We start from the raw sequence: 24,303 nt of genomic DNA, 5'->3' as shown, positions 1-24,303 counted from the left end.
GCCTCAGCCCGGCTCGGCGCGCGGGCGGGCGCGCAGGTGTGCGCGCTCGCCCTGCTTGCCGAAGAGGCTGAGGAACTCGACCGAGTCGGCGTCCGCGGAGCCGAACCAGTGCGGCACCCGGCAGTCGAACTCGGCCGCCTCGCCCGGGGTGAGCACCAGGTCGTGCTCGCCGAGCACCAGCCGCAGCCGGCCGTTCAGCACGTAGATCCACTCGTAGCCCTCGTGCGTCTGCTGGGTCGGTTCGCGGCGGCTGTCGCCCGCCGGGATCACCAGCTTGTAGGCCTGGATCCCGCCGGGGCGCTTGGTGAGCGGGAGGAAGGTCATGCCGCGGCCCGGCACCGGGCGCAGGTGCACCCGCGGGTCGCCGGTCGGCGGCGCGTCGACCAGCTCGTCCAGCGTGACGCCGTGCGCCCTGGCCAGCGGGAACAGCAGCTCCAGGGTCGGCTTGCGGCTGCCAGACTCCAGCCGGGAGAGCGTGCTCACCGAGATGCCGGTGGTCTCGGCGAGCGACGCCAGCGTGGTCTCGCGCTGCTTGCGCAGGGCCCGCAGCCGGGGGCCGACCGCCTCCAGCGCGCGGTCCAGGTCGTCGTCCATCGCCCCATTCTGCCCGGCGAGTTGCCACTTCGGCAAACAAACTTGCCGCTTTCCGAGGTCGGCGGGCACTCTCGGAGCCGAGGAGGTGGTCAGGGTGACCGAAGAGTTGCGGGACGGCTACGACGTAGTGGTGATCGGTGGCGGCGCCGCCGGGCTGAACGGGGCGCTCATGCTGGCGCGCTCACGGCGCTCGGTGCTGGTGATCGACGCGGGCGCGCCGCGCAATGCCCCGGCGGACGGGGTGCACGGCCTGCTCGCCAGGGACGGGACCCCGCCCGCCGAGCTGGTGGCGCGCGGGCAGGCGGAGGTGCGCGGGTACGGGGGGCAGATCCTGCGCGGTGCGGTGCGCGCGGTGGCCCGCGCCGGGGCCGGCTTCACGGTGACGCTCGCCGACGGGCGCGCGGTGTCGGCGCTGCGGCTGCTCGTCGCGACCGGGCTGGTGGACGAGTTGCCGGAGATTCCCGGGGTGCGCGAGCGTTGGGGGCGGGACGTGCTGCACTGCCCCTACTGTCACGGCTGGGAGGTGCGCGACCGGGCGATCGGGATCATCGCCACCGGGCCGAACGCGGTGCACCAGGCGCTGCTCTTCCGGCAGTTGAGCGCCGACGTCACGGTGTTCGCGCACACCGCGCCGCCAGGGGCCGAGCAGGTCGAGCAGCTCGCCGCGCGCGGGATCGCGCTGGTGCCCGGCTCGGTGGAGGAGGTGGTGATCGCCGATGACCGGATCACCGGGGTGCGGTTGGGCGACGGCACCGTGCTGCCGCGCGAGGTGATCGTGGTCGGGCCGCGCATGGTGGCCCGCGGTGAGTTGCTCGCCGGACTCGGGCTGGTGACCGAGGAGCACCCGTCGGGCATGGGCGAGACGGTGCCCGCCGACGCCTTCGGCCGCACCGAGGTGCCCGGCATCTGGGTCGCGGGCAATGTCACCGACCTCTCCGCGCAGGTCGGCGCCGCCGCCGCGGCCGGGGCCATGGCGGGGGCGCAGATCAACGCCGACCTGGTCATGGCGGAGACGCAGGCCGCGGTCGAGCTGCACCGCGCCGGTGCCGGTTTCAGCCCAGCCGGGGGATGATCTGCGGCAGCTCGACGCTGCTGCGGATCCCCGGCTCGGCCGCGCACACCGCCGCGACGACGTTCACCGCCCGGTTGGCGGTGAACGCGGGCGAGACCGCAGCCATCCGCTCCAGCGGCACCGCGAACCGGAGGTCGACCTCCAGCGGGGCGTCGCCGCGCACCGAGATGTGCCAGCCGGTGTCGCCGATCGGCCACTCGACCGCCAGATCGGGGGTGCAGTACCAGGTGGCGCGGAAGGTGAGCAGCGGCGCGCCCGCGCGGATGCCGTTCACGGTGATGCGCTGCGCGGCGACGGTTCCCGCCGAAATGGTGCCCGCCGCGATCCGCACCTCGGTGCGCGCCGTCGCCAGCTCGGCGTGCGCCACCACGTCGTCGAGCACCAGCCCGAACGCCTCGGCGACCAGCCGCAGCGAGGGCCCGAAGCTGCTCAGCATGTGCGGGGCGAGGAATTCGCTCACCGTCGTCTGCTCCCGCCCGAACCCCATCACGTCGAAGAGCAGCTCGGGCGAGTCCCGGCGGGAGAGGTCGGCGTACTCGTCGATGACGATCCCGGTGAGCTCACGCTGGATCGAGGCGAGCACCAGCGGCACCGCCTCGGTGATGAACCCCGGACTGCTCCCGGTGCTGTGCAGCGTGCTCCCGCCCGCCGCGCAGGCCGCGGTGACCCGCTCGCGCAGCGCGGGCTCGGTGCTCGCCGGATGGTGGAAGAGCCCGCAGGTCGTCACCACGTCGCTGCCCGCCGCGAGCAGCGCGCAGACCTCGTCGGCGTCGAAGGCGAGCGGCATGTAGAGCACGCAGTCCGGGCGCAGCGCCAGCACCTCGTCCAGGGTGCCGACCGCCGCGATGCCGATCGGCGCGATCCCGGCGAGCTCGCCGGCGTCACGGCCGACCTTCGCGGGCGAGTGCACGCGCACGCCGACGAGTTCCAGCCCGGGGTGCGCGTGCACCGAGCGCAGCGCGTAGCCGCCGATGGTTCCGGTCGCCCACTGCACGACACGCAGCGGGGCGGGGGAGTGCGTCATGGAAACCTCAGTCCAGGAAGAGATCCGGCGTCGGGTTGTCCCCGCCGCCGTAGCGGGCGAGATCATCGATCCCGGCGTAGACCGAGACGGCGTCGGCGTCGAGGAAGCAGTTGCCGGTGACCGACTTCGCCTGCTGCGTCACGATGGCGACCGCCGCGTCCGCCATGATCCGCGGGCTGCGCGCCGCGGCCAGCTGGTTCTCCGCGTCCGGCAGCGCGGCCACCGCCGAGGTGGCGATGAAGGTCTGTGGCCACAGGCAGTTGAAGGCGATCCCGGCGTCGGCGTACTCGGCCGCCCAGCCCTGCGAGAGCAGCGTCATGCCGTACTTGGAGAGCGTGTAGACCGGGTGCGCGCCGAGCCAGCGCGGGTTCAGGTTCACCGGCGGCGCGATGGTGAGCACGTGCGGGTTGGCCGAGTCGCGCAGGTGCGGCAGGGCGGCGGCGGTGAGCAGGAAGGTGCCGCGCAGGTTGATGTCCTGCATCAGGTCGAAGCGCTTCGGGCTCAGCTCGTGCGTCGGCTCGGTCGCGATGGCGGAGGCGTTGTTCACCACGACGTCGATGCCGCCGAACCGCTCGACGGCCGTCTGCACCAGCCGCGCCACGTCCTCCTCCCGGCGCACGTCGCCGACGACCGCCGCTGCCCTGCCGCCCGCCGCCTCCACCTCGGCGGCCGCGGTGTGCACGGTGCCGGGCAGCCGGGGGTGCGGCTCCGCGGTCTTGGCCAGCAGCACCACGTTCGCGCCCTGCTCGGCGGCGGCCACCGCGATGGCGAGGCCGATGCCCCGGCTGGCGCCGGAGATCACCACGGTGCGATCGAGCAGCGGACGGTCCTGGTCGGGCATGGTTCTCCTCGCGGCGACGGTATTGGCATTCTCATTTTCTGGAAGTAGCATATCCGTCAATGAACAACCACGTGCAAAATTGGTCTCGGACCTGGTGGGAGGCACCGTGCGCATCGGCGTGATGATCGGTCCGGAGAAGGGCGATTCCGGCCGCAAGCTGGAGCGCATGCTGCGCGACATCGAATGGGCCGAATCGGCGGGCATGGACACCGCCTGGATTCCGCAGATCCCCACCGATTTCGACGCGCTCATCACCATCGCGGCGATGGGGCTGAAGACGTCGCGGATCGAGCTGGGCACCGCGGTGGTGCCGCTGCAGGCGCAGCACCCGATCGCGCTGGCCAGGCAGGCGCTCTCCGCGCACGCCGCGGCGGGCGGGCGGCTCGCGCTCGGCGTCGGGCCGTCGCACCACTGGATCGTGCGGGACATGCTCGGGCTGCCCTACGAGAAGCCCGCCGCCTACTCCCGCGACTACCTCGACGTGCTGAACGCCGCGCTGCGCGGCACCGGCTCGGTGGACGTGGAGAACGACACCTTCACCGTGCACAACCCGCTCGACCTCGGCCCGGTGGCGCCGGTCCCGGTGCTGATCGCCGCGCTCGGCCCGGTCATGCTGCGGATCGCGGGCGAGCGCACCGACGGCACCGTGCTCTGGATGGCCGACGAGCGCGCCATCGAGCACCACGTGCTGCCCAAGATCAGCAAGGCGGCCGCCGACGCGGGCAGGCCCGCGCCGCGCATCGTGGCCGGGCTTCCGGTCTGCCTCTGCGCCGCCGACCAGGTGGACGAGGCGAAGGCGCGGGCCAACCGGATCCTCGGTGAGGCCGAGGTCTCGCCGAACTACCAGCGGCTGCTGGAGCAGGGCGACGCCCGCGACATCGGCGACCTCTGCATCGCGGGCGACGAGGAGACCATCGCCGCCGGGTTGCGCCGCTACGCCGAGGCGGGCGCGACCGACCTCTCCATCCGGCTGCTGCCGATCGGCGACGATCGGGACACGCTGGTGGCCTCCAAGCGCCGCACCAGGGAGATGATCGCGGTGCTCGCCCGCGAACTGCGCTGAGCGTTCGCGTCGTCCGGTGCCGGCCTGCCCGAATGCGGATCGGCGCCGGAATGGCGGGAACTGCCGTGCGGCCCCGGGGCGGGGGAAAGGGCTGTCGGCGCGGGGCGCCGGCGGCCGGCGCGAGCGGTCGGCGGGCCGCGCGCGCCGGCCGCGGTCGCCGCTACTCGTAGTCGACCGTGATGTCGGCGGTGTCCGGCACGGCCTGGCAGGTGAGGATGTACCCCTCCTCGACCTCGTCCTCGGCCAGCGCCTCGTTCTGCCGCATGGTGGCGTGCCCCTCGGTCACCACGGCGATGCAGGTGGCGCAGTTGCCCTGTTCGCAGGAGAACGGCGGGCTGAGGCCCGCGCGCCTGGCGGTCTCCAGCAGCGTCTCGCCCGCGCGCCGCGGCACCGCCGTCTTCTTGCCGTTCAGGATGACGGTCACGGTGCCGTCCGCCGGACCCGAAGAACTGGGACTCGCCATCAACATCCTCCTCCTGGTACGTATATTCTAGTGCAAAGAGAATCTCATTCTCACCTATGCGACGGGAACTTCCAAGATGGCGGCTGACGGGACGCTCCTCTTCGAGGATCGCGCCTACACCCGGCCCGAGCTGAGCGCGCTCGCGGCCGGGCTGGCGGCCGAGCTGGCCGCCGGCGGCGTCCGCGCGGGCGACCGGGTCGCGCTCATGTCCGGCAATCGCCCCGAGTTCGTGATCGCGGTGCTCGCGGTGTGGCGGCTGCGCGCCGCGGTCGTCCTGCTGAGCCCGGCCTGGAAGGCGGGCGAGGTCGCGCACGCGCTGGCCGTCACCGAGCCCGCGCACGCCGTCGGCGACAACGCGGAGCTGGCCGCGCGGCTGCCCATGCGGCACCTGGACGAGCCGATCACCCCGGTCGAGGCGGTGGACGTCGCGCCCGATCCGGACGCCGACGCGGTGCTGGTCTTCAGCTCGGGCACCACCGGGCTGCCGAAGGCGGTGCGGCACACGCACGGCTCGCTCGCGGTCGCGGTGCGGCAGTGGATCGAGGTGCTCGGGCTGACCGCGGCCGACCGGCTGCAGATCGCAACGCCGCCCTCGCACATCCTCGGGCTGCTCAATATCGTCACCGTGCTGGAGGCGGGCGCGAGCATGCGGCTGCACCGCCGGTTCGACCTGGACACCGTGCTCGGCACCATCGCCGCGGAGCGGATCACGGTGGAGATGGCGGTCGCGCCGATCGCGCTCGCCCTCGCCGCGCACCCTGCGCTCGAGCGCTACGACCTGAGCTCGCTGCGCTACATCATGTGGGGCGCCACCCCGGTCACCGCCGAGGTCGCCGAGCGGGTCACCGCGCGCACCGGCGTGCCCTGGCTGCCCGCCTACGGCGCCAGCGAGCTGCCGGTGATCGCCTGCAACCCGCTGACCGGCGCCCGGCTCGACACCGTCGGCCGCGCCGCGCCCGGCGTCGAGATCCGGGTGGCCGAGCTGGGCAGCGGTGTACCGCTGCCGCCGGGCGAACTCGGCGAGATCCAGTGCCGCGCCGCCTCGATCATGGCCGGATACCTGCCGGACTCCGAGAACGCGAGCGCCTTCGCCGACGGCTGGTACCGCACCGGCGACGTCGGCTGGGTGGACGCCGACGGCTGGATCCGGCTCACCGACCGGGCCAAGGAGATGATCAAGGTCCGCGGCTTCCAGGTCGCGCCCGCCGAGATCGAAGCCGTGCTGCAAGGCCACCCGCAGGTGCGCGACTGCGCCGTCTTCGGCACCGCGGACGAACGCGACGGCGAGGCCGTCGTCGCCGCCGTGCACGCCGACGGCGTCACCGCCGACGAGCTGATCGCCCTGGTCGGCACGCACCTGGCCGGCTACAAGCGGCCCCGCCGGGTCGTGTTCGTGCCCGAGATCCCGCGCCTGCCCTCCGGCAAGGTGCTGCGCCGAGTCCTCGAGGAGCGCTATGGACGTCCGACTGACCAGTGAGCAGCGGCAGCTGCGCGATGCGGCGGCGAAACTCGCCGACGACCTCGGCCCCGGTTCGGTGGCCGAGCTGGACGACGCGAAGCGGCTGGCCCGGCTGGAGAAGGCGGTGAGCACCGCGGGCTGGCGCACGCTGCGCTCGGACGGCGCCTCCGGTGTCGAGGTCGCGCTCGTCGCCGAGGAGTTCGGGCGCGGGCTGGTCGACGTGCCGTTCCTCGGCCCGGTCCTCGCCGACGACCTGCGCGGGCCTGCCGAGGCCGGCGCGACCATCGGGCTGAACGGCCGCGCGATCGACGTCGCCGCGCCTGGTGGTGCCAACGGTGAGCGGCCCGGCGCGACCAGCGTCACCGCGCCGGGTAGTGCCCGCGGCGAACAGCCCGACCGCCCCGCGGATGCCGCCGGGCAGCGGGTGCTGCTGCTCGACGACCGGCAGTTGCTCGCCGCCGAGGTGGGGGAGCGGCTGCCCGGCGCCGACCTGACCCGGCACACGGCCGAGATCACCGGCGCCACCGAGCAGCTCGGCGAGCTCTCGCCCGAGCAGCTGACCCAGTGGCAGGCGCTCGCCGTCACCACGACCACCGCCGACCTGCTCGGCGCCGCGCGCGGCGTCCAGGATCTGGCCGTCGAGTACGCCCGGATGCGCGAGCAGTACGGCCACACCATCGGCTCGTACCAGGCCGTCGCGCACCTGCTCGCGGAGAGCAGGGCGCTGATCGAGGGCTCGATCAGCGTGCTCAGGCACGCCGCCTGGGCGGTGGACGAGCTGCCGCCCGCCGAGGCGCTGCGCGCCGCCCGGATCGCCAAGATCTACACCGCCCGCGCCGCGCGCACCGTGTGCGAGACCTCGATCCAGGTGCACGGCGGCATCGGCAACACCTGGGAGTGCCTCGCGCACGTGTTCCTGCGCCGGGTGCTCACCTCGACCGAACTGTTCGGCGTCCGTCTGGAGGAGATCGACCATGGACTTTCGTGATTCGCCCGCGGAGGCCGAGTTCCGGGCGCGGCTGCGGACCTGGCTGGCCGGGGTGGCGGGCGAGTTCCCGTCCTCCGGCGACGCGTACTGGGCGCGCGCGGGCGAATGGCACCGCGCGCTCTACGGCGCCGGGTTCTTCGGCCTCTCCTGGCCCGCCGAGTTCGGCGGGCACGCGCTGCCCCCGGTCTACGACGTGATCCTGGACGAGGAGCTGGCCGCCGCGGGCGCCCCCGCCCGGCCCAGCCTCGGCTACCTGGTGGTCGGGCTCGGCAGGCACGCGAGCCCCGAGATCCAGCAGCGCTTCCTGCCCGGCATGATCGACGGCACGCAGCGCTGGTGCCAGGGCTTCAGCGAGCCGGGGGCCGGCTCCGACCTGGCCTCGCTGCGCACCACCGCCACCAGGGACGGCGACGACTACGTCCTGCACGGCCACAAGATCTGGACCAGCTACTCCGACGTCGCCGACTGGTGCCTGCTGCTGGCCCGCACCGACCCCGACGCCCCGCGGCACCGCGGCATCTCCGGTTTCATCGTGCCGATGAAGCAGCCCGGGATCGAGCAGCGCCCGCTCACCATGATCAGCGGCGTCACCAAGGAATTCGGGCAGGTGCTCTTCGACGGTGCCAGGGTGCCCGCCGCACAGATGGTCGGCGCACCCGGCGACGGCTGGAAACTGGCGATGACCGTCGTCGGCCACGAACGCGAGCCCTCCACCCTCGGCTTCGCCGCCCGCTACGCGAAGACGGTGCGGCAGCTGCAGTCCCGGGTGGACGGCCCGCAGCCGGACGAACTGGCCTGGGCCGCCGTGCAGACCGAGATGCTGCGGCTGCACGTCCGGCGCCGGCTCTCCGAACAGCTCGACGGTGTCACGCACGGCCCCGACGGCTCGCTGGACAAGCTGCTCATGACCTGGGTCGAGCAGTCCGTCGGGCACGCCGCGCTCGCCGTCGCCGGGACCGGCGACGAGGAGATGCTCGGCAACTACCTCTACAGCCGCGCCCAGAGCGTCATGGGCGGCACCTCGCAGATCCAGAAGAACATCATCGCCCAGCGCATTCTCGACCTAGGAGCCTGATCATGTACGACCTGCCCGCCGAGATCCGCGTCGACGCCGAAGGCCCGCTCCGGATCATCACGCTGAACCGCCCCGATGCGCTCAATGCGGTGAACGACAGCCTGCACACCGGGCTGGCCAAGCTCTGGCCGCAGCTCGACGACGACCCCGAGGCCAGGGTCGCCGTGCTCACCGGCGCGGGCAAGGCCTTCTCCGCGGGCGGCGACTTCGCCTACCTCGCCGAGCTGGCCAAGGACGCGCCGCTGCGCGCCAAGACGATCCGGCACGGACGCGAGATCGTGCTCGGCATGGCCCGGCTGCGGCTCCCGCTCGTCACCGCCGTGAACGGCCCCGCCGTCGGCCTGGGTTGCAGCCTGGTTGCTTTGAGCGACGTCGCCTACATCGCCGAGACCGCGTACCTCAAGGACCCGCACGTGCAGGTCGGGCTGGTCGCCGCCGATGGCGGTCCGCTCACCTGGCCGCTGCACACCAGCCTGCTGCTCGCCAAGGAGTACGCGCTCACCGGCGCCAAGATCCCCGCCGCGCGGGCCCGCGAGATGGGGCTGGTGAACCACGTCGTCGCCGACCCGCTCACCGAGGCGCTCGCCGCCGCCAAGCGGATTCTGGAGTTGCCGCAGCAGGCGGTCGAGAGCACCAAGCGGCTACTCAACCTGCACCTCGAGCGGGCGGTGCTGGCCACACTCGACTACGCCAACGCCGCCGAGGACCTCTCCTTCCAGCACCCGGATTTCCATGCCACGATCGCGAAGCTCACCGCGGGGAAGTAGGGGTCACATGCGGTGCGGCGCCGCGATTCCCAGCTGGCCGAGCCCCATCTCCAGCGTTCGGGCTGTCAGCAGGCACAGCGCGATTCGATTCGAGCGCACGGGCTCGTCGGCCGTCGCGACCGGGCAGGCGTCGTAGAAGCCGGTGCAGGTTCGCGCGAGGTCGTAGAGATAGCTCGCGAGCCGGTGCGGCTCCAGCGTCTCGGCGACCTCGGCCAGCACCGTCCCGTAACCGTCGAGGACGAGCGCCAGCGCTCGCTCTGCCGGTGCCAGTGGCGCGCGCTCGTCGACCTCGCCCGCCGTTCCGGTGCGGCGCAGGATCGCGCGCACCCGTGCGTGCGCGTACTGCAGGTAGACGCCGGTATTGCCGTTCAGCGCGGTCATCCGGTCGAGGTCGAAGGTGTAGTCCTTGACCCGCGAGGTGGACAGATCGGCGTACTTCACGGCGCCGATTCCGGCCTGCCGCGAGATGACGTCGAGCTCGGCCTCCGGCAGCTCGGGGTTCTTCTCGGCGACGATGGCGCGGACCCGCGCTTCGGCCTCGTCCAGCAGGTCGAGCAGGCGGACGGTGCCGCCCGCCCTGGTTTTGAACGGCTTGCCGTCCGGGCCGAGAATGGTGCCGTAGGAGACATGGTCCACGCGGATCTCGTCGGTGAGCCAGCCGGCGCGGCGGGCGGTTTCGAAGATCAGCCGGAAGTGCAGTGCCTGCCGCGAATCGGTGACGTAGAGCAGCCGGTCGGCGCCGAGCGCCGTGATGCGGTACCTGATGGTGGCCAGGTCGGTGCTGTCGTAGCCGTAGCCACCGTCGCGCTTGCGCGCCATCAGCACGGCGGGCCGGTCGTCGGGGCCGGTGACCTGCTCGGAGAGCACGACCACGGCGCCCTCACTCCGAACCGCCACCCCTGTGCCGACGAGTTCGGCGATGGTGTCGTCGAGCTGGTCGTTGTAGAACGACTCACCGACGTAGTCGTCCGGGGTGAGCAGTACTCCGAGCCGGTCGTAGATCGCGCCGAAGGCCCGCTCCGACTCGGCGACGATCTCGCGCCAGCGCGCGACGGTGGCGGGATCGCCCGCCTGCAGGGCGACCACGCGGGTGCGGGCCCGGTCCGCGAACTCGGCGTCCGAGTCGAAGAGTGCCCGCGCGGCCTTGTACAGCCGATCCAGCGCCGATACCGAGCTGTCACCGGAACCGAGTTCGGCTGTGTGCCAGTATGATTCGGGATGCTCATCGATGTATTGGATGAGCATCCCGAACTGCGTGCCCCAATCGCCCAGGTGGTTCGCGCGCACGACATCGGCGTCGAGGAATCCGAAGATCCGGGCGAGGCTGTCCCCGATGATCGTGGTGCGCAGATGCCCGACGTGCATCTCCTTCGCCACGTTCGGCGCGGAGTAGTCGATGACCACCCGCCGGTGCTCCTCGGTGACGGGAACGCCGAGCCGATCGTCGGCCAGCCGCGCCGCGACGCTCGCCCAGACGGCCCGGTCGGCCAGGGTGATGTTCAAGAATCCCGGCCCGGACACCTCCACCTCGGCGATCACCTCGGTATCGAGGCACCGCGCGAGTTCGCCGCCCAGGCCGACCGGCGGCACCCCGGCCCGCTTCGCCAACGGAAGCGCGGCATTCGACTGGAAGTCGGCCCGATCGGATCGTCGCACCACCGGGTCCGCATCCGCCATATCCGGACGGACTCGCACGATCGCCTCCGACACGGCGGAGGCGACACGGTCGAGGAGCGGTGTGATGCCGACAGGGCTCACCGGTGATTCCTTTCACGAGGGGTTGGTGGCGTTATTGTCGCAGGTCCGATCTTCCCGACGACTCAGCCGGGCCAGCCCTGCTCGAACCGTCGCGTAGAGGCGCGCGTTCCGGTGGTAGCCCAGATAGTCCTTGCCCTCTGCACCGTCGGGGCCGCAGGAGAGAGCGCGCACCGCCTCGTGCGCTCCGAAGTCCTCGGATCCGAGCATCGACGAAACCAGCAGGATCAACGCGCGCTCAGCTCGCGCGCAATCGACCCGGTAGCGATGTACGTTCCCGCCGAGAAACAGATGCTCACCGGTGAGAGCATTGAGCACCAAGCGCTGCGCGAAGTCGGATGAGTTGAGCCAACCCTTCTCGGTGACGACCGGGCCGGGGCGAAGTCGCCCGGCAGATCTCGGGAAGCAGCGCAGCCCGACAGCGTGGTCGACATCGGTGTAGCTCGCGAAGAGCTTCGTCTCGTACTCGACCTCGGTGTCGACGCGTAGATCGAAGTCACTATGGATCCGGGTTACGGCGGCGACGAGTTCCTTCATGGCGGCGGCACCCGGTCGCTCCTCGCCGACCAGCACGATGTCGAGGTCGGCGTGGGATCGGTCGGGCTCGACGGCCTGCGATCCGTAGATCAACCCGTACCCTCCCTCGGGTGTGAAGGCATCGCATATTCGCGCTGCGGCGCAGAACAGCTCCGGCGTCATGCGAGTACTCCGTCCGGAAGTGATGTCTCCGGGTGCGCACCCACACAGAAATCGATCACATGCACACCACTCGGTAGCGCGACTCCACCGTTCGGCATCGTGTGTCGCTCGATGAAGCCCGCCACCGTGGCGGCGAGATCCGCGTCGGCGAGTAGTTGTGGGTGGTGCTTGAAGTGAACTCCGAAGAACCACTCGCGGGCCGCATGCCCGGAGGGTGCCCACGCGACTCCTCCGCGCCGGGTGTGCGTCAGTCTGCCCGCTCCCTGACTCTCCGCGACGCGAAGAGCGTGGATCACGATGTCGCGCGTGTAGGAGCGGTCTCCGTCCGGGAAAGGGGCGACCTTTTCCCAGGCCCGGGTGACCAACTGCTGCTCCGGGCTTTCGGCATCGAACAGCATGGCGAGGAGATGTCCGCCCGGTGCCACCAGCCGTGTCAGGCCGGATACGAATTCGTGCGCACGGCCACGCGCCGATGCCTGGTCCGGATGTGAGCGCACCCCCGCGGCGGTCAGTTCTTCGAAGAACTCGCCGATCGGGTAGGTCAGTGACCAGAATGCGGTCACCAGGTCGAAGCTCTGTGCTCGGCCTGCTGCGAGCAACGACGTGGTGACGTCGCTGGTATCCCCGCAGAACGTCTGCGCATCCGGAAATTTGCGGGCTACCGCCGAAACCATCACTTCGCTGTTGTCGGCGAGTACCAGATTTCGAGCGAAGGGTGCCAGCGCTTCGGTCATTCGACCGGTGCCGCATCCGAACTCGGCCACGTCGAGGGCTGAGGTCGGCGCGCCGTAGTTCTCGTTCAGCCAGCTACTGACCAGGTCGACGTCCTCGACGCCACCGAAGTAGTGCGGCAGCAACAGCTTGTCGTACATGCCCGCGGCTTCGTATACCGCGCGAAATCCGGCATCCCTCATGCGTCGTCACCCTCGATCTCGCGGACGAGAATGGTCAGGTACGCCAGGAGTTCGTGCATATGTGTCTCGGTAGCGGCCGGATTGCCTGCCATGAACCGCAGTGGGTGGAGGGTCGCGCCGCCGTGCAGCCGGCCCAGGTCGTCCCGCATCGTGAACTGATGGAGATGCCACCTGCCCTCGGTCAGCATTCGTGCGTGGATCGCCAGGTTGAGATCGTTGATGCGATCGAGTGCGCGGCGGCCCACCTGCCCGGCCTCGATCCCGATCGGCAGATATGCGAAGACGACCGCTGCCAGGTCCGGGTCATTGAGGCGGACCAGCCGTGGCTGAGCGTCCACCAATTCGGCGAACCGCTGCGCGGATTCGCAGCGCCGTTCGGCGAGCCGAGCCAGGCCGCTGCGACCTCGACCGCGCAACATCATCCAGAGCTTCAACGAGGTCCATTCCCGGGTTCCGAGAAAGGGTGTGATCTGCCCGAAAGCGAAGTCCTCCTGCATGATCAGATCGGAATGGGTGGAAATGCTCCGGACAACGCTGGGGTCACGAACCAGAAGGCCACTCGAGCTGTAGGGCACGGCAAGGATCTTGTGTGGGTCGACGGTGATGCTGTCGAAATCCGCGATACCGTCGATCTTCTGCCGCAAGGTCGGCGATAACGCCGCGAGCAGCCCCCAGCACGCGTCCGCGTGCAGCCAGATCGTCGGGTCGATCGCCCGGACGAGGTCATGGATCGACCGCAGATCGTCGATGGTCTGGGTCCGGCTATCGCCGGCGTAGGCCACCACTGCCATCACCCGATCGCGGTGACACCGGAGCGCTCGCGCGAGTTCGGCTTTGTCATAACGGAACCCTGTCGTCGGCACTTCGATGATCTGCGCGCCGCAGCCGATCCAGGTCAGGGCTGCCCGGACGCTGTAGTGCCCGATCCCCTCCGGAACCACGATCGCGAAGCGGCCGGGATCGGTGACACCGGATTGCATGGTCCCCGGTGTCTTGGCCTCCCGGGCGAGCATCATCGCCACAGCATTGCTGGTCGTCCCGCCCGGCGTGATCATGCCACCGACATCCCACACCGTCCGGACCTCGCCGACGTCCGGGTTCGGATAGTCGAGAAGTTCGCGCAGCCAACGGAGTACCGCGATGTCGATGAAGGTCGCGCTCGGACTGTCGAACGACTGATTGATCAGGTTCTGCTGGGTCAGGGTGGCCAGCAGGCTGCCTGCCAGTGCGAGCGGATCGTCGCCGGTGTCGCCGAATCCGAGGAAGCGTGGTGACGCCTCGTTCTTGCACAGCGGCAGTATCTGCTCGCGGAAGTCGTCGAGTATCGCTCCCGCCTCGGCCGGCATGTTCGGAAGGTCGGTGAGTAGCAGGTCGCGGATCGCTTCGGCGGAATCACGCCGGCCGAAGATCGCCGAGCGCGTCTTGAATTCCAGCCCGAGATCGAGAGCGTGGTGCAATAGGTCGCTCGTCTCCGAAATGTTCACTCCACCAGCGTGGCTCCGGAGACGGTCGGAGCAACAACAACCTGGTGTTGTACAACAGGTCGCTGTATTCCGGTCAACGCACGCCGGTGATGGCCAACTCGAGAGCGGCCGCGCCAGCGGCCTGGATCGGGTGTTCGGCGCAGAGCCGACGAACGTGCTCCACTGTGAAGGGCTGCAACTCGAGCACCCGGCCCTCGTCGTTGTCGACCGGTATGTCGCCGAAAAGATCATCGAAGACCGGTCCGTCCATGACGACGGCCGTCAGCAGGTCGGTGGCGAAACTCGTGGGGTCCACGCCCAGCCCGAGGCAGTACGCTTCGATCGTCCCCGCGTCGATTCCTTGGTCGATTCGCCGCGCGAAGTCCCACGATCGGTAGTCGATCGGGGCTTGCTCGCTGCCGTGGTCTTCATCGGCACCGCCCAGTTCTTCCGCGAACTCCCGGATCATGTTGTGCCACAGCGAGAAGTCGTTGCCGGTGTTCCAGGCCGCGTACCCGGAGGGCTGGAAGACGCCGACGGGTACGACCTGGTACAGGCCACCCGCATGCCCGGTCTTGCGGGGATCGCGCCAGTGCAAAAGGAACTCACGCTCGCCGGTGCGAGTATCACGACGGATGGTCACGGTGCTGATCGCGAGGTTCGCGTGACGCTGCCGTAGATCGCACGGGTCGGTGATCGCCGTACGCACCCCGGGTTCGGCGACTCCGTCACGGTAGGCCACCGCGAATTCGTGGGCAGCGGCCTCGCCCACGTCGACGCTGTCGAAGTAGTGTCCGAGCCCGAATTCGAGAACCGGATCACCGCCTGCCAGCTCGGCGCGAAGCAACCGGTAGGTCGGACGATTCTCGAACACCGCCGGTGCCGCTATCTCCTGCACCGCCGCCGAGTATTTCTCGTACGGCGGGCCGTCGTCGCGGGTCGGCAACGCGGAACTCCGAAGAACTGGCGCGGAGATATCAGGTTTGTCGAACTGCCCCTGCAGCACGATGTCGTGCAGGGGAAGCGGGGCGGTCAGCAGCCACTCACACCGTGCGAGAAGTGCGGATCCCGCTACCCGGTGCAACTCCGGGAATTGAGCCGCAGCAGCGCGATCGAGTTCGAGCCGGTTCTCACGCAGGTAGGAACGGGATCGAAGCCACGCCTGCTCGCTCTCGGTCAATGCGCGCGAGTGCATTGGGCCCTCCCGGTTCATCTCAGCCGATCAAGCTGTGTCGATGTTGCCACGCCAGCGCCAGGCACGCGGCTCCCGGTGCGGCCATGGGTTCCGTGTCGAGCATTCGCGTCACCGCTTCACGCGTGAATGGCACTCCGTCGGCACCGCGGCCGTCTCCGATACCGACGATCTCGCCCTCTTCGTTGAAGCGCACCGCGGAGCCGAATATGTCATCGAAGGCATCGTCGTCGATCACGACCACGGTCAGCAGGGTGGCCGCCAGCGTCAGCGCGTCGAGCCCGAAACCGAGCAGGTGCACGCTCATCGTCCCGCGGGCGCGGGCAGCTCCCAGGCTCTGGAAGAGCGGCCAGTTCGCGTAATCGATCGGAGTGCTCCGAGTGCCGTCGTGTTCCGGGCGGCCGAGCAGTTCCTCGGAGTACTCGCGGACAATGTTGTGCCAGAGGGAGAAGTCGTTGTGGCGGTCCCACAGGGCTACCCCGGAAGGCTGAAACTCGCCCGCCGGAATCACGTCGTAGACGCCTGCCGCCGTCGCGACCCGATCCGGATCTCGCCAGTGCAGAAGGAACGACGGTGGTTGCGGGAATCGGCGGAGCCGGATCGTCAGGGTTGTGATCGCTGGGATGACGGCACGCCGCACGGCATCGAACGGGTCACCGACGAGCTCACGGAACGGTAGAGCATCTCGGAGATCGGACACATCCGTGTCGGGACGAGCCAGGCAGGCCGCCGCCGTTTCGTGAGCGAGTGCTTCACTGACATCGAGTTTGTCGAAGTAGGCGGCGAGCCCGAAACTCATGGATCCATCGGCAATGGTTCCACCGAGATAGCGGTAGCTCGGCCGCGACTCGAAGAGGCGCGGCGGATCGAGGTGCCGTACCGCGGCGGAGTAGGTCTCGAAGCGGATATCCCGGAGGCGCAGTGGACGGACGGGCCGGGTCTGTTGCTCGGCTCCGGTGACCTCGGTGGTCCGGGGCTGCTCGTCGAGGTGGAGCCGAATCGAGTCCAGCTCCACGGGAGCGGCGGGCACCCATCCATCGCCGCTGATCAGCGAGGTCCGCGGCAGGCGGCAGTCGACGTCGTAGTACCGGGTCGCCACCCGTGCCAGTTCACTGCGGTGGCTGTTGAGCCAGTGTCGCTGAGCTCGCCACCGACCTCGACTCGCGGCAACCGAGGGGTCGGCCTCGGTGAACACCCGCCCGCGTGCCGGGTGCGCGAGCCCGAGTTCTTCCGGAGGGATCCCGAGGACCCGGGCGAAGCCGCGACGGTGCTCGAGCGTCGCCTTCCGACTGCCCTTCTCGACCTGGCTCAGAAATTGCTGGGTCAGCCCCAAAGCCTCGGCCACCGTGCCCTGATTGGCGCCCGCCGCGAGCCGGTACTCGCGCACCACCTGCCCGATCGAGCGCGTCGTCGGTGTGCCCTCGTCGCGCCGCAACCAGCCGGTTGTGTGCATCGCATCCACGATCCGCCCCCGCCCCCCGCCAGGCCATGACCGCTGGAATCCACGGTCGCTCACCATTCGAGCAGATGCGCTCTCGCCTGTCACGATTTCGAGCGGGCATCGGGCTCCGACACCCGGCGTACTCTGCGCCGATCGCCCGGTGTCGACGCCCGAACGAGCTGCGGATCACTGTGCGGCCACCCCGGACAACCGCGCCGAGATCGTGCTGACCCGGCCGATCCCGGTCCCCGCCCGCCTGCTCAGCCGGACCCTCGGAATCGAGCTGCGATGGTTCGGGACGGGGGCAGCGATTCCCCTTCGGCACCGGTCTCGATAATGCTCGCCGCGAGCTTCGCGAGCAGGCGGTCGAGAGCATCAAGCGGCTGTTGAACCTGCATGGAGGCCGCCGTGCCGGCTGCCCTGGACTACGCGAACGCGACGGAGCACTCTCGTTCCAGAATCCGGAATTCCACGCTGTCATCGCCAAGCTCACGGCGAACAGGTAAGTCTGCACATGCGGCCCGGCTCAGCCATTTTCAGCGGTCTACGCCGCATGTTTGCCCCGATGATGCCGAATGGCTGCACCAGGAGACTCTGGACCGTTTAGTATCTTCTCGCTCCACGTTTCAGATCACGACCCGGCTTGCCACAGGTTTGCTAACCGACCACAGTTTCGGGAGGGTGTCATGAACGAAGAGCGTGACCAGTTCGCTGAGCTGTCCGAAGTCCGGATGTGTTTTCGCGACGAGGGAAATCCGGCGGGAGAACCGCTGCTGCTGATCATGGGCCTCAGCTCGCAGCTGATCCACTGGCCCCAGGAGATCGTCGACCAGCTGGGCGAGCGGTACCGGGTGATCCGGCCCGACAATCGCGACAGCGGGCTGACCGAATGGAAGGACGCGCCGCGGCAGTACTTTCTGCGGGCGATCGCGCGCGACACCGTAGAGCTGCTCGACCACCTCGGTATCGAACGCGCGCACGTCGTCGGCGCCTCGATGGGCGGGATGGTCGCCCAGCTGCTCGCGATCGAGAACGCCTCGCGGGTGCTGTCGCTGTGCTCGATCATGAGCACCCCGCACGTGTCGATCGGCATGGCCGACGGTGAGGTGCTGCAGGAGCTGGTCAAGAAGCTGCCCGAGGACCGTGACGCCGCGATCGCGCAGACCGCGGCGCTGTACGCGCTCATCGGCTCCAAGACCCACGCCGAGGCCGACCGTGCGCGTCGGCTCGACCTGGCCACCCGCGCCTACGATCGCGCTCGGCACCCCGAGGGCTCGGTCCGGCAGATCAGCGCGGCCCTCATGGCGCCCAACCGCACCCCTGGCCTGCGGGGTGTGCGGGTGCCCGCGCTGGTGATCCACGGCGGCGAGGATTCGCTGATCGGGATCGCGGGCGGTGCGGCCACCCATGCCGCCATCGCGGGCTCGACCTACCTGCCCCTTCCGGACATGGGGCACGATCTGCCGCACGCGCTGGTGACGCAGGTCGGCACCGCGATCCACTCCAATGCCAGCCGAGCGGCGGCGGTTGTCTGATCGACTCGAACAACACGGGAGGCCCTCGGCGCACCGCGCCGAGGGCTTTTCGCGGTCCGGGGGCCGTCAGCGCGGGGGGAAGCGCAGGGCGCCGTCCAGGCGGATGACCTCACCGTTCAAGTAATCGTTCTCGATGATGCTCACCGCGAGCTTCGCGTACTCGTCCGAGCGCCCCATCCGCTTGGGGAACGGGATCTGCGGGGACCAGTACGCCTCGAGCTTGTCGGCGTTCTGCCCGTAGGCGGGGGTGTTGATGGTGCCGGGGGCGATGGAGACGACGCGGATGCCGAGCGGGGAGAGGTCGCGGGCGGCGACCAGGGTGATGGCGGCGACGCCGCCCTTGGCGGCGGCGTAGGGCAGCTGGCCGATCTGGCCCTCGTAGCCGGCGATCGAGGAGGTGGTGACGATGACGCCGCGGGCACCCTCTTCCAGCGGCTCGCTGCGGGCGATGCCCTCGGCGGAGAGCCGGAGCACGTTGAAGACCGCGGTCAGGTAGAACTCGATCGTGGTGCGGAAGCCGTCCAGCGCGAGCGCCTTGCCGTCCTTGCCGATCAGCCGCCCGCCGGTGGCGGGGCCGCCGTGGGTGTCGACCGCGATGCGCAGCGGGCCGAGCGACTCCGCCTCCTCGACGGCGGCGCGCACCGAGTCCTCGTCGGTGGCGTCGGTGTGCACGTAGCGGATGCCGAGTTCGCTCGCGAGCTCCTTGCCCTTGTCGTCGGCCACGTCGGCCACGACGATTCGCGCGCCCGCGGCGTGCAACCTCCGCACGGTCGCCTCGCCGAGCCCACCGGTACCGCCGACGACGAGCGCGGAGCCTCCATCGATCTGCATGTCGCAATCCCTTCTCGCAAGTCGTACTCTCGAATACAAAGAATACTATTCTCACATCGAGCCGGGGAGGCCCTCCATGCCCGAAGCCGTCATCGTCTCCGCGCTGCGGACACCGATCGGTACCGCCAGGAAGGGGACGCTGCGCGACACCAACGCCTTCGACCTGGCCAAGCACGTGGTGAGCGCCGCCGCCGAAGGGTTGGAAGCAGGCCGGATCGACGACGTCATCCTCGGTGAGGGCCGCTACGGCGGCGGCGTGCTGGCCAGGCACGCGGCGGTCACCGCCGGGCTCACCACGGCGCCGGGGCTGGCGCAGAACCGGCACTGCGCGGCCGGGATGGCCGCGGTGCAGTCCGCGGCGGCGGGCATCAGGTCCGGGATGGACGAGCTGATCATCGCGGGCGGCGTGAACAGCGACTCCACCGCACCGCGCGCCCGCTTCAAGGTCGGCGAGGACGAGTGGATCGACCCGTGGACCTCGCCCAGCCACCCGGACCGCCCGGACGCCCCTGCCATGGACATGTCCATCACGGTGGGCTGGAACGCCGCGGTGCGCGCCGGGCTCACCCGCGAGGAGCAGGACGCCTGGGCGCTGCGCTCGCACCGCAATGCCATCGCCGCGATCGACGAGGGGCGCTTCAAGGAGGAGATCGTCCCGATCGAGACCCCGCACGGCCTCTTCGACACCGACGAGCACCCGCGCCGGGAGACCAGCCTGGAGAAGCTGGCCTCGCTCAAGGTGCTGCACCCGGAGATCGAGGGCTTCTCGATCACCGCGGGCAACGCCTCCGGCGCCAACGACGGCGCGGCCGCGCTCGCCATCGCCAGCGACAAGCTGGGGTTGCCCGCGCTCGGCTACATCCGGGCCTGGGCGTCGGTCGGCGTCGACCCGGCGGTCACCGGGCTCGCCCCGATCGAGGCGATCACCAAGGTGGTGCGGCGAGCGGGGATCACGCTCGGGCAGGTGAAGCTGATCGAGATCAACGAGGCGTTCGCCTCGGTGCCGATCGCCACCATCAAGGCGCTCGACCTGAATCCGGAGATCGTGAACTACAGCGGCAGCGGGTGCTCGCTCGGCCACCCGGTGGCGGCGACCGGCGCCCGCATGATCGTCACGCTGGTGCACGAGCTGCGCCGCCGCGGCGGCGGCTTCGGCATCGCGGCGCTCTGCGCGGGCGGCGGCATGGGGTCGGCGACCGTGATCGAGGTCCCCGCCCCCTGAAACGGGTGAGCGAGCGGAGGGCGGCGTCCCTCCGCTCGCTCACGCGTGCGTTCGTTCTCTCCGGCGGCCCACCGGACACCCTCACCGTGTCCGGACCCGGGGACTGATTCCTTGCTACCCGCGCGCGAAACCGTGCGCGCAGAAGTTCCACACCTCGGTGGCGGTGATCGGGTGCTGCGTCTCCTCGTCCACCGCGCCGGTGGACTGGGCGGTGAACATGACCGTCTGCATCACCATGGCGGCGGTGCGGCGGGAGTTCATGTCCTGGCCCAGCTCGCCCTTCTCCTTGGCCTGGTCCATCAATTCGGTGAAGAGCGCGAGCATGGGCGCGTGCGCCACCTTGACGTGACCCGGGTGCGAGACGAGCAGCTGCGGGGCGAAGTCGGTGAAGAGCGGGCGCTGCGCGGCCGGATCCGGCCGGCACAGCTCGAAGAGCAGCTCGACCGCGACCTGGAGCTTGTCCATCGGGTCGGTCTGGCCGTCGGCGGCCGCGCGCAGCTGCTCGGAGGTGCGCGCCAGCGCGTCCTCGAAGAGCGCGAGCAGCAGCTCGTGTTTGCCGTCGAACTGCAGGTAGAAGCTGCGCAGCGACTGGCGGGAGCGGTCGACGACCTCCTGCACGGTGAAGTCGGTGCTTCCCTTCTCCGTGATGATGGCCTGGGCGGCGTCGAGGAAACGCTGCACGCGCTCCTCCGCGCGTAGCTTCGCCGAGCGTAGCGACCGCTCGATCGCGCGCTGCTTCCAGGCCGGCTTCTCGCTCGGGCTGGTCACGGGCACCTCGATCCCCGGTCATATGAAGAGAACATGAATGCACTGTACCGGAGAACGTCATGCGACAGTGCCGTCACGGTACGCATGTTTCCTCTTTGTAGAGACTATTACTTCCGCAAGTGAGAATGTTATTCTCGCTGAATCGCACCCCGGCGGCAAGGAGCACGTCTTGTACATCCGTTACGAAGTCGCGGACCGCATCGCCACCATCACCCTGGACCGGCCCGAGGTGGCCAACGCCCAGAACGGTGAGCTGCTGGACGAACTCGACGCCGCGTGGACCCGCGCCGCCGAGGACACGGGGGTCGCGGTGATCGTGCTCAGGGCGGAGGGCAAACATTTCTCCTCCGGGCACGATCTCAAGGCAGGCAAGGGCTGGACGGACAAGATCACGCTGGAGCAGATCTACGGCTCCGAGTCGCAGCGGTACCTCGGGTACTCGCTGCGCTGGCGCAACGTGCCCAAACCGTCCATCGCGGCGGTGCAGGGCCGGTGTATCGCCGGTGGCCTGCTGCTGTGCTGGCCCTGCGACCTGATCGTGGCCGCCGAGGACGCGCTGTTCTCCGATCCCGTGGTGATGATGGGGATCGGTGGCGTCGAATACCACGGCCACACCTGGGAGCTCGGCGCTCGCAAGGCGAAGGAGATCCTGTTCACCGGCCGTCCGGTCACCGCCGAGGAGGCGCGCCAGACCGGCATGGTGAACACCGTGGTGCCGCGGGACGAGCTCGACTCGCACACCAGGCAACTGGCCGCGCACATCGCGACCATGCCCGCCTTCGGCCTGCGCCAGGCCAAACGGGCCGTCAACCAGACACTGGACGTGCAGGGCTTCTACGCGGCCATCCAGTCGGTGTTCGACTCCCATCAGACCGGGCACGGGAACGCGTTGAGCGTCAACGGTTTCCCGGTTCTGGTTCATCTGGACGATATGAAGGCCAAGATGCAGTAGGTCCGGAAATCGTCCGTTCCCTCCCCCTGAAACGAGGAAGTTTCATGCGCGAATCCCTCTTCCGCAAGGCAACAGCGTGTATCGGTCTCGCGGTCGTCGCGTCCGCCGTGCTGGTCGGCTGCGGCTCGGACGACGAGTCCGACGCGGCCACGAGCACCAAGGCCGCCGCTACCACGACGGCCGCGCCCGCCACCGCCGACGCGGCGACCACGCAGGCGATCACCCAGGCCTACACCACCTTCTTCGACGCCACGCAGCCCGCCGACAAGCGGGCCGCGCAGGTGCAGAGCGGTGATGCCTTCCTGCAGATCCTGCAGGCGCAGGCGAGCAACCCGCAGGGCCAGGGCACCACGGTCTCGGTGGGCGCGATCAAGCTGGTCGACGCGAGCAATGCCGATGTCGGCTACTCGCTGCTGATCAACGGTGCGCCGGTGCTCCCGGACCAGACCGGGCAGGCGGTGAAGGAGGGCAGCACCTGGAAGGTCGCCTCGGCCACCTTCTGCGCGCTGATCGCCATCCAGGGCGGCACCTCGACCGCCTGCTGACCCGTCGGGTCCGCCGATCGCCCGGTACCGGAGATTGCTCCGGTACCGGGCGTTCCGGTGTCGGGGGGACGTCCCCGGCGGTGCGGGCTACCGCGGTGCCGAGAAGCCGCCGATCTTCCGCTCGAGGAGTTCGGCCAGCCGCAACGGGGTGTGGTCTTCGAACATCGGGCCGATGAGTTGCACGCCGACCGGCAGCCCTTCCGGAGACCGGCCTGCGGGGATGGCGGTGGCGGGCAGGCCGGGCATGCCGGCCACCCCGGCCCAGACGAGCTGATCGAAGTACGGGTGTGCGATGCCGTCGATGTCGATGTGCCGGTCCTCCAGACCGCCGCTGTGGTCGTGCGGGAAGGCGGGGGTCGGCGTGATCGGGCACACCACGGCGTCGAACTCGGCGAAGAGCTGCCGCCATCCGTGACGGTGGAGTTCGCGGCGGTTGTCCGCCTGGACCCGGTCGCGGTGGCTGAGGGTCAGGCCGCGCGCTCGTGCCGCGTCCAGGCTGCGGTCGTCCGCGCCGATGGCGGCGGCGCCGGTCTGTAGCTGTTCGTAGACCTCGGTGGGGAGACCTGCGCCTGCGTTCGACAGCATCAGCAGCAGGAAGAGCGTCGCCGCTTCGGTCAGGTCGGGCAGGAGCGGGCTGTGTAGTTCGACGCGGGCGCCCTCGTCGGCGAGTGCCTCGGCGACCCGGTTCACGCCTGCCCGCACCGCCGAGCCGGTCGGGATGAGGGGGTGGTCCTCGACGATCAGGACGCGGAAGTCGGCGAGCCGCTCGTGCCGCGCGGGTGGCAGGGCGAGGTGGTAGGCGATGCCGTTGGTGAGCGGGTCGGGTCCGGCCATCACGTCGAGCAGCAGCGCGAGGTCACCGGCGGTGCGCGCCATCGGCCCCGCGACGGCGATGTCGAGGTCGGTCGGCAGCGCGGGCGCGGGCGGGGCGGCCATGCCGCGGGTCGGTACCAGCCCGAGGGTCGGTTTGTGGGCGTAGACGCCGCAGAAATGGGCGGGGGTGCGCAGTGAGCCGGCGAGGTCGGAGCCGATGGACAGCGCGCCGAAGCCGGCCGCGAGAGCCGCGGCCGAACCGCCGGAGGACCCGCCCGGGGTGCGGTCGTGGTCCCACGGATTGCGGGTGGTGCCGTGGATGTCGTTGAAGGTCTGGATGTCGCGCAGCATGAACGGCACGTTGGTCTTGCCGAGGATCACCGCGCCTGCTGCTTTCAGCCGCGACACCTGTACCGCGTCCTGGGCCGGTACGTGGTCCCGGTGCGCGGGTATGCCCCAGGTCGTCGGCAACCCGGCGATGTCGTAGGACTCCTTGACCGTGACCGGAATACCGAGCAGCGGCCGCATTTCGCCGCGGGCCCGCGCCTGGTCCGCGCGGTGCGCCGCGGTCCGCGCCCGGTCGAAATCCGGGACGCAGATCGCGTTGATCGCCTCGTCGTCGCGTTCGATGCGGGCGATCGCCTCGTCGGTGAGCTCCACCGAGGTCACCTTGCCCGCCCGCAGGGCGGCTGAAAGCTCTTCTGCCGAGCGCAGACTCCACTCCATGGCTCCGACGCTAGCGGCCCACCGCCGGGGGCACGAAATACGCGTTCGCGCAACGGGATAGCGATGTCGATATCCGCTCGGCACGGCGGCGGCGAGCCCGA

General features: G+C 70.0%; 23 protein-coding genes. 10 read left to right on the top strand and 13 right to left on the bottom strand.

The window, feature by feature from the left end; all coding sequences use genetic code 11:
- Positions 1-3: 3 nt before the first annotated feature.
- Complete coding sequence (locus tag ACFUJ1_RS12530) at positions 4-594, bottom strand: helix-turn-helix domain-containing protein (protein ID WP_378645146.1); 591 nt, start codon at positions 592-594, stop codon at positions 4-6.
- A 94-nt stretch (positions 595-688) separates the two neighbouring features.
- On the opposite strand from ACFUJ1_RS12530, the gene ACFUJ1_RS12525 reads away from it, so the two are divergent.
- Positions 689-1,666 (top strand): NAD(P)/FAD-dependent oxidoreductase, encoded by a 978-nt coding sequence (locus tag ACFUJ1_RS12525; protein ID WP_378645145.1) that lies wholly within the window; start codon positions 689-691, stop codon positions 1,664-1,666.
- Here ACFUJ1_RS12525 and ACFUJ1_RS12520 read toward each other — a convergent pair.
- Together ACFUJ1_RS12520 and ACFUJ1_RS12515 are read right to left on the bottom strand one after the other, a co-directional pair.
- Entirely contained in the window at positions 1,647-2,690 is a 1,044-nt protein-coding gene (locus ACFUJ1_RS12520; RefSeq protein WP_378645144.1) for a dihydrodipicolinate reductase, read from the bottom strand. The genes ACFUJ1_RS12525 and ACFUJ1_RS12520 overlap by 20 nt on opposite strands.
- Before the next feature lie 7 nt (positions 2,691-2,697).
- Entirely contained in the window at positions 2,698-3,531 is an 834-nt protein-coding gene (locus tag ACFUJ1_RS12515; RefSeq protein WP_378645143.1) for an SDR family oxidoreductase, read from the bottom strand.
- A gap of 106 nt (positions 3,532-3,637) precedes the next feature.
- On the opposite strand from ACFUJ1_RS12515, the gene ACFUJ1_RS12510 reads away from it, so the two are divergent.
- On the top strand, positions 3,638-4,594 hold the full coding sequence (locus ACFUJ1_RS12510; protein ID WP_233021246.1) for an LLM class F420-dependent oxidoreductase: 957 nt from the start codon (positions 3,638-3,640) through the stop codon (positions 4,592-4,594).
- A gap of 160 nt (positions 4,595-4,754) precedes the next feature.
- On the opposite strand, the gene ACFUJ1_RS12505 is transcribed toward ACFUJ1_RS12510, so the two are convergent.
- Complete coding sequence (locus ACFUJ1_RS12505; protein ID WP_378645142.1) at positions 4,755-5,057, bottom strand: 2Fe-2S iron-sulfur cluster-binding protein; 303 nt, start codon at positions 5,055-5,057, stop codon at positions 4,755-4,757.
- Between the two features lie 76 nt (positions 5,058-5,133).
- Between ACFUJ1_RS12505 and ACFUJ1_RS12500 the strand changes: the two genes are divergently transcribed.
- From ACFUJ1_RS12500 to ACFUJ1_RS12485, 4 genes are read left to right on the top strand one after another with little or no spacing between them, the layout of a single operon-like run.
- Positions 5,134-6,534, top strand: coding sequence for a class I adenylate-forming enzyme family protein (locus ACFUJ1_RS12500; RefSeq protein ID WP_378645140.1), 1,401 nt, complete (start codon positions 5,134-5,136; stop codon positions 6,532-6,534).
- Positions 6,512-7,504, top strand: a complete 993-nt coding sequence (locus ACFUJ1_RS12495; protein WP_378645139.1) for an acyl-CoA dehydrogenase family protein — start codon at positions 6,512-6,514, stop codon at positions 7,502-7,504. The genes ACFUJ1_RS12500 and ACFUJ1_RS12495 overlap by 23 nt, the downstream gene beginning before the upstream one ends.
- Positions 7,491-8,579 carry an acyl-CoA dehydrogenase family protein gene (locus ACFUJ1_RS12490; protein ID WP_378645137.1) on the top strand — a complete coding sequence of 363 codons (1,089 nt, stop codon included), beginning with the start codon at positions 7,491-7,493 and terminating at the stop codon, positions 8,577-8,579. The genes ACFUJ1_RS12495 and ACFUJ1_RS12490 overlap by 14 nt, the downstream gene beginning before the upstream one ends.
- Before the next feature lie 2 nt (positions 8,580-8,581).
- A complete protein-coding gene (locus tag ACFUJ1_RS12485) occupies positions 8,582-9,346 on the top strand; it encodes an enoyl-CoA hydratase/isomerase family protein (protein WP_378645136.1) in 765 nt (254 codons plus the stop codon).
- A 3-nt stretch (positions 9,347-9,349) separates the two neighbouring features.
- On the opposite strand, the gene argS is transcribed toward ACFUJ1_RS12485, so the two are convergent.
- The 6 genes from argS to ACFUJ1_RS12455 all read right to left on the bottom strand — a co-directional run bounded on the left by argS (position 9,350) and on the right by ACFUJ1_RS12455 (position 16,822).
- Entirely contained in the window at positions 9,350-11,056 is a 1,707-nt protein-coding gene (argS, locus tag ACFUJ1_RS12480) for an arginine--tRNA ligase (RefSeq protein WP_378645347.1), read from the bottom strand.
- A 60-nt stretch (positions 11,057-11,116) separates the two neighbouring features.
- Positions 11,117-11,800, bottom strand: coding sequence for a hypothetical protein (locus tag ACFUJ1_RS12475; protein ID WP_378645134.1), 684 nt, complete (start codon positions 11,798-11,800; stop codon positions 11,117-11,119).
- Positions 11,797-12,672 (bottom strand): methyltransferase domain-containing protein, encoded by an 876-nt coding sequence (locus ACFUJ1_RS12470; protein ID WP_378645133.1) that lies wholly within the window; start codon positions 12,670-12,672, stop codon positions 11,797-11,799. Before ACFUJ1_RS12470 ends, ACFUJ1_RS12475 begins: the two co-directional genes overlap by 4 nt.
- Before the next feature lie 38 nt (positions 12,673-12,710).
- On the bottom strand, positions 12,711-14,198 hold the full coding sequence (locus ACFUJ1_RS12465) for a pyridoxal phosphate-dependent decarboxylase family protein (RefSeq protein WP_378645131.1): 1,488 nt from the start codon (positions 14,196-14,198) through the stop codon (positions 12,711-12,713).
- Between the two features lie 73 nt (positions 14,199-14,271).
- Entirely contained in the window at positions 14,272-15,357 is a 1,086-nt protein-coding gene (locus ACFUJ1_RS12460) for a hypothetical protein (protein ID WP_378645130.1), read from the bottom strand.
- 34 nt (positions 15,358-15,391) lie between these two features.
- On the bottom strand, positions 15,392-16,822 hold the full coding sequence (locus ACFUJ1_RS12455) for a helix-turn-helix domain-containing protein (RefSeq protein WP_378645345.1): 1,431 nt from the start codon (positions 16,820-16,822) through the stop codon (positions 15,392-15,394).
- Between the two features lie 674 nt (positions 16,823-17,496).
- On the opposite strand from ACFUJ1_RS12455, the gene ACFUJ1_RS12450 reads away from it, so the two are divergent.
- Positions 17,497-18,345, top strand: coding sequence for an alpha/beta fold hydrolase (locus tag ACFUJ1_RS12450; RefSeq protein WP_378645128.1), 849 nt, complete (start codon positions 17,497-17,499; stop codon positions 18,343-18,345).
- Positions 18,346-18,411: 66 nt separating this feature from the next.
- Here the strand turns inward: ACFUJ1_RS12450 and ACFUJ1_RS12445 are convergent, their stop codons facing one another.
- Complete coding sequence (locus ACFUJ1_RS12445; protein WP_378612157.1) at positions 18,412-19,176, bottom strand: SDR family NAD(P)-dependent oxidoreductase; 765 nt, start codon at positions 19,174-19,176, stop codon at positions 18,412-18,414.
- A gap of 76 nt (positions 19,177-19,252) precedes the next feature.
- Between ACFUJ1_RS12445 and ACFUJ1_RS12440 the strand changes: the two genes are divergently transcribed.
- On the top strand, positions 19,253-20,398 hold the full coding sequence (locus ACFUJ1_RS12440) for a thiolase family protein (protein ID WP_378645127.1): 1,146 nt from the start codon (positions 19,253-19,255) through the stop codon (positions 20,396-20,398).
- A gap of 114 nt (positions 20,399-20,512) precedes the next feature.
- Here ACFUJ1_RS12440 and ACFUJ1_RS12435 read toward each other — a convergent pair whose 3' ends face one another.
- Positions 20,513-21,178, bottom strand: coding sequence for a TetR/AcrR family transcriptional regulator (locus tag ACFUJ1_RS12435; protein ID WP_378612280.1), 666 nt, complete (start codon positions 21,176-21,178; stop codon positions 20,513-20,515).
- Between the two features lie 157 nt (positions 21,179-21,335).
- Here ACFUJ1_RS12435 and ACFUJ1_RS12430 point away from each other — a divergent pair, with 157 nt between their 5' ends.
- On the top strand, positions 21,336-22,118 hold the full coding sequence (locus tag ACFUJ1_RS12430) for an enoyl-CoA hydratase (protein WP_378645125.1): 783 nt from the start codon (positions 21,336-21,338) through the stop codon (positions 22,116-22,118).
- A gap of 44 nt (positions 22,119-22,162) precedes the next feature.
- The gene (locus ACFUJ1_RS12425; protein ID WP_233017252.1) at positions 22,163-22,663 is read left to right on the top strand and encodes a hypothetical protein; all 501 of its coding nucleotides are present in this window, start codon (positions 22,163-22,165) and stop codon (positions 22,661-22,663) included.
- 87 nt (positions 22,664-22,750) lie between these two features.
- Here ACFUJ1_RS12425 and ACFUJ1_RS12420 read toward each other — a convergent pair whose 3' ends face one another.
- Positions 22,751-24,202 carry an amidase gene (locus tag ACFUJ1_RS12420; RefSeq protein WP_378645124.1) on the bottom strand — a complete coding sequence of 484 codons (1,452 nt, stop codon included), beginning with the start codon at positions 24,200-24,202 and terminating at the stop codon, positions 22,751-22,753.
- Positions 24,203-24,303: the final 101 nt, after the last annotated feature.

The organism is Nocardia sp. NPDC057227, from assembly GCF_042669725.1.
Classification (GTDB): domain Bacteria; phylum Actinomycetota; class Actinomycetes; order Mycobacteriales; family Mycobacteriaceae; genus Nocardia; species Nocardia asteroides_A.
Note: the sequence above shows the minus strand (reverse complement) of the source record. Positions and strands in the feature narration are given on the sequence as shown.

Coding starts and splice junctions, on each gene's coding strand:
- ACFUJ1_RS12440 (WP_378645127.1), top strand. CDS start 19,253: ATGCCCGAAGCCGTCATCGTCTCCGCGCTGCGGACACCGATCGGTACC.
- ACFUJ1_RS12445 (WP_378612157.1), bottom strand. CDS start 19,176: ATGCAGATCGATGGAGGCTCCGCGCTCGTCGTCGGCGGTACCGGTGGG.
- ACFUJ1_RS12500 (WP_378645140.1), top strand. CDS start 5,134: ATGGCGGCTGACGGGACGCTCCTCTTCGAGGATCGCGCCTACACCCGG.
- ACFUJ1_RS12425 (WP_233017252.1), top strand. CDS start 22,163: ATGCGCGAATCCCTCTTCCGCAAGGCAACAGCGTGTATCGGTCTCGCG.
- ACFUJ1_RS12505 (WP_378645142.1), bottom strand. CDS start 5,057: ATGGCGAGTCCCAGTTCTTCGGGTCCGGCGGACGGCACCGTGACCGTC.
- ACFUJ1_RS12495 (WP_378645139.1), top strand. CDS start 6,512: ATGGACGTCCGACTGACCAGTGAGCAGCGGCAGCTGCGCGATGCGGCG.
- ACFUJ1_RS12470 (WP_378645133.1), bottom strand. CDS start 12,672: ATGTACGACAAGCTGTTGCTGCCGCACTACTTCGGTGGCGTCGAGGAC.
- ACFUJ1_RS12450 (WP_378645128.1), top strand. CDS start 17,497: ATGAACGAAGAGCGTGACCAGTTCGCTGAGCTGTCCGAAGTCCGGATG.
- ACFUJ1_RS12530 (WP_378645146.1), bottom strand. CDS start 594: ATGGACGACGACCTGGACCGCGCGCTGGAGGCGGTCGGCCCCCGGCTG.
- ACFUJ1_RS12515 (WP_378645143.1), bottom strand. CDS start 3,531: ATGCCCGACCAGGACCGTCCGCTGCTCGATCGCACCGTGGTGATCTCC.
- ACFUJ1_RS12520 (WP_378645144.1), bottom strand. CDS start 2,690: ATGACGCACTCCCCCGCCCCGCTGCGTGTCGTGCAGTGGGCGACCGGA.
- ACFUJ1_RS12420 (WP_378645124.1), bottom strand. CDS start 24,202: ATGGAGTGGAGTCTGCGCTCGGCAGAAGAGCTTTCAGCCGCCCTGCGG.
- ACFUJ1_RS12490 (WP_378645137.1), top strand. CDS start 7,491: ATGGACTTTCGTGATTCGCCCGCGGAGGCCGAGTTCCGGGCGCGGCTG.
- ACFUJ1_RS12485 (WP_378645136.1), top strand. CDS start 8,582: ATGTACGACCTGCCCGCCGAGATCCGCGTCGACGCCGAAGGCCCGCTC.
- ACFUJ1_RS12475 (WP_378645134.1), bottom strand. CDS start 11,800: ATGACGCCGGAGCTGTTCTGCGCCGCAGCGCGAATATGCGATGCCTTC.
- ACFUJ1_RS12455 (WP_378645345.1), bottom strand. CDS start 16,822: ATGCACACAACCGGCTGGTTGCGGCGCGACGAGGGCACACCGACGACG.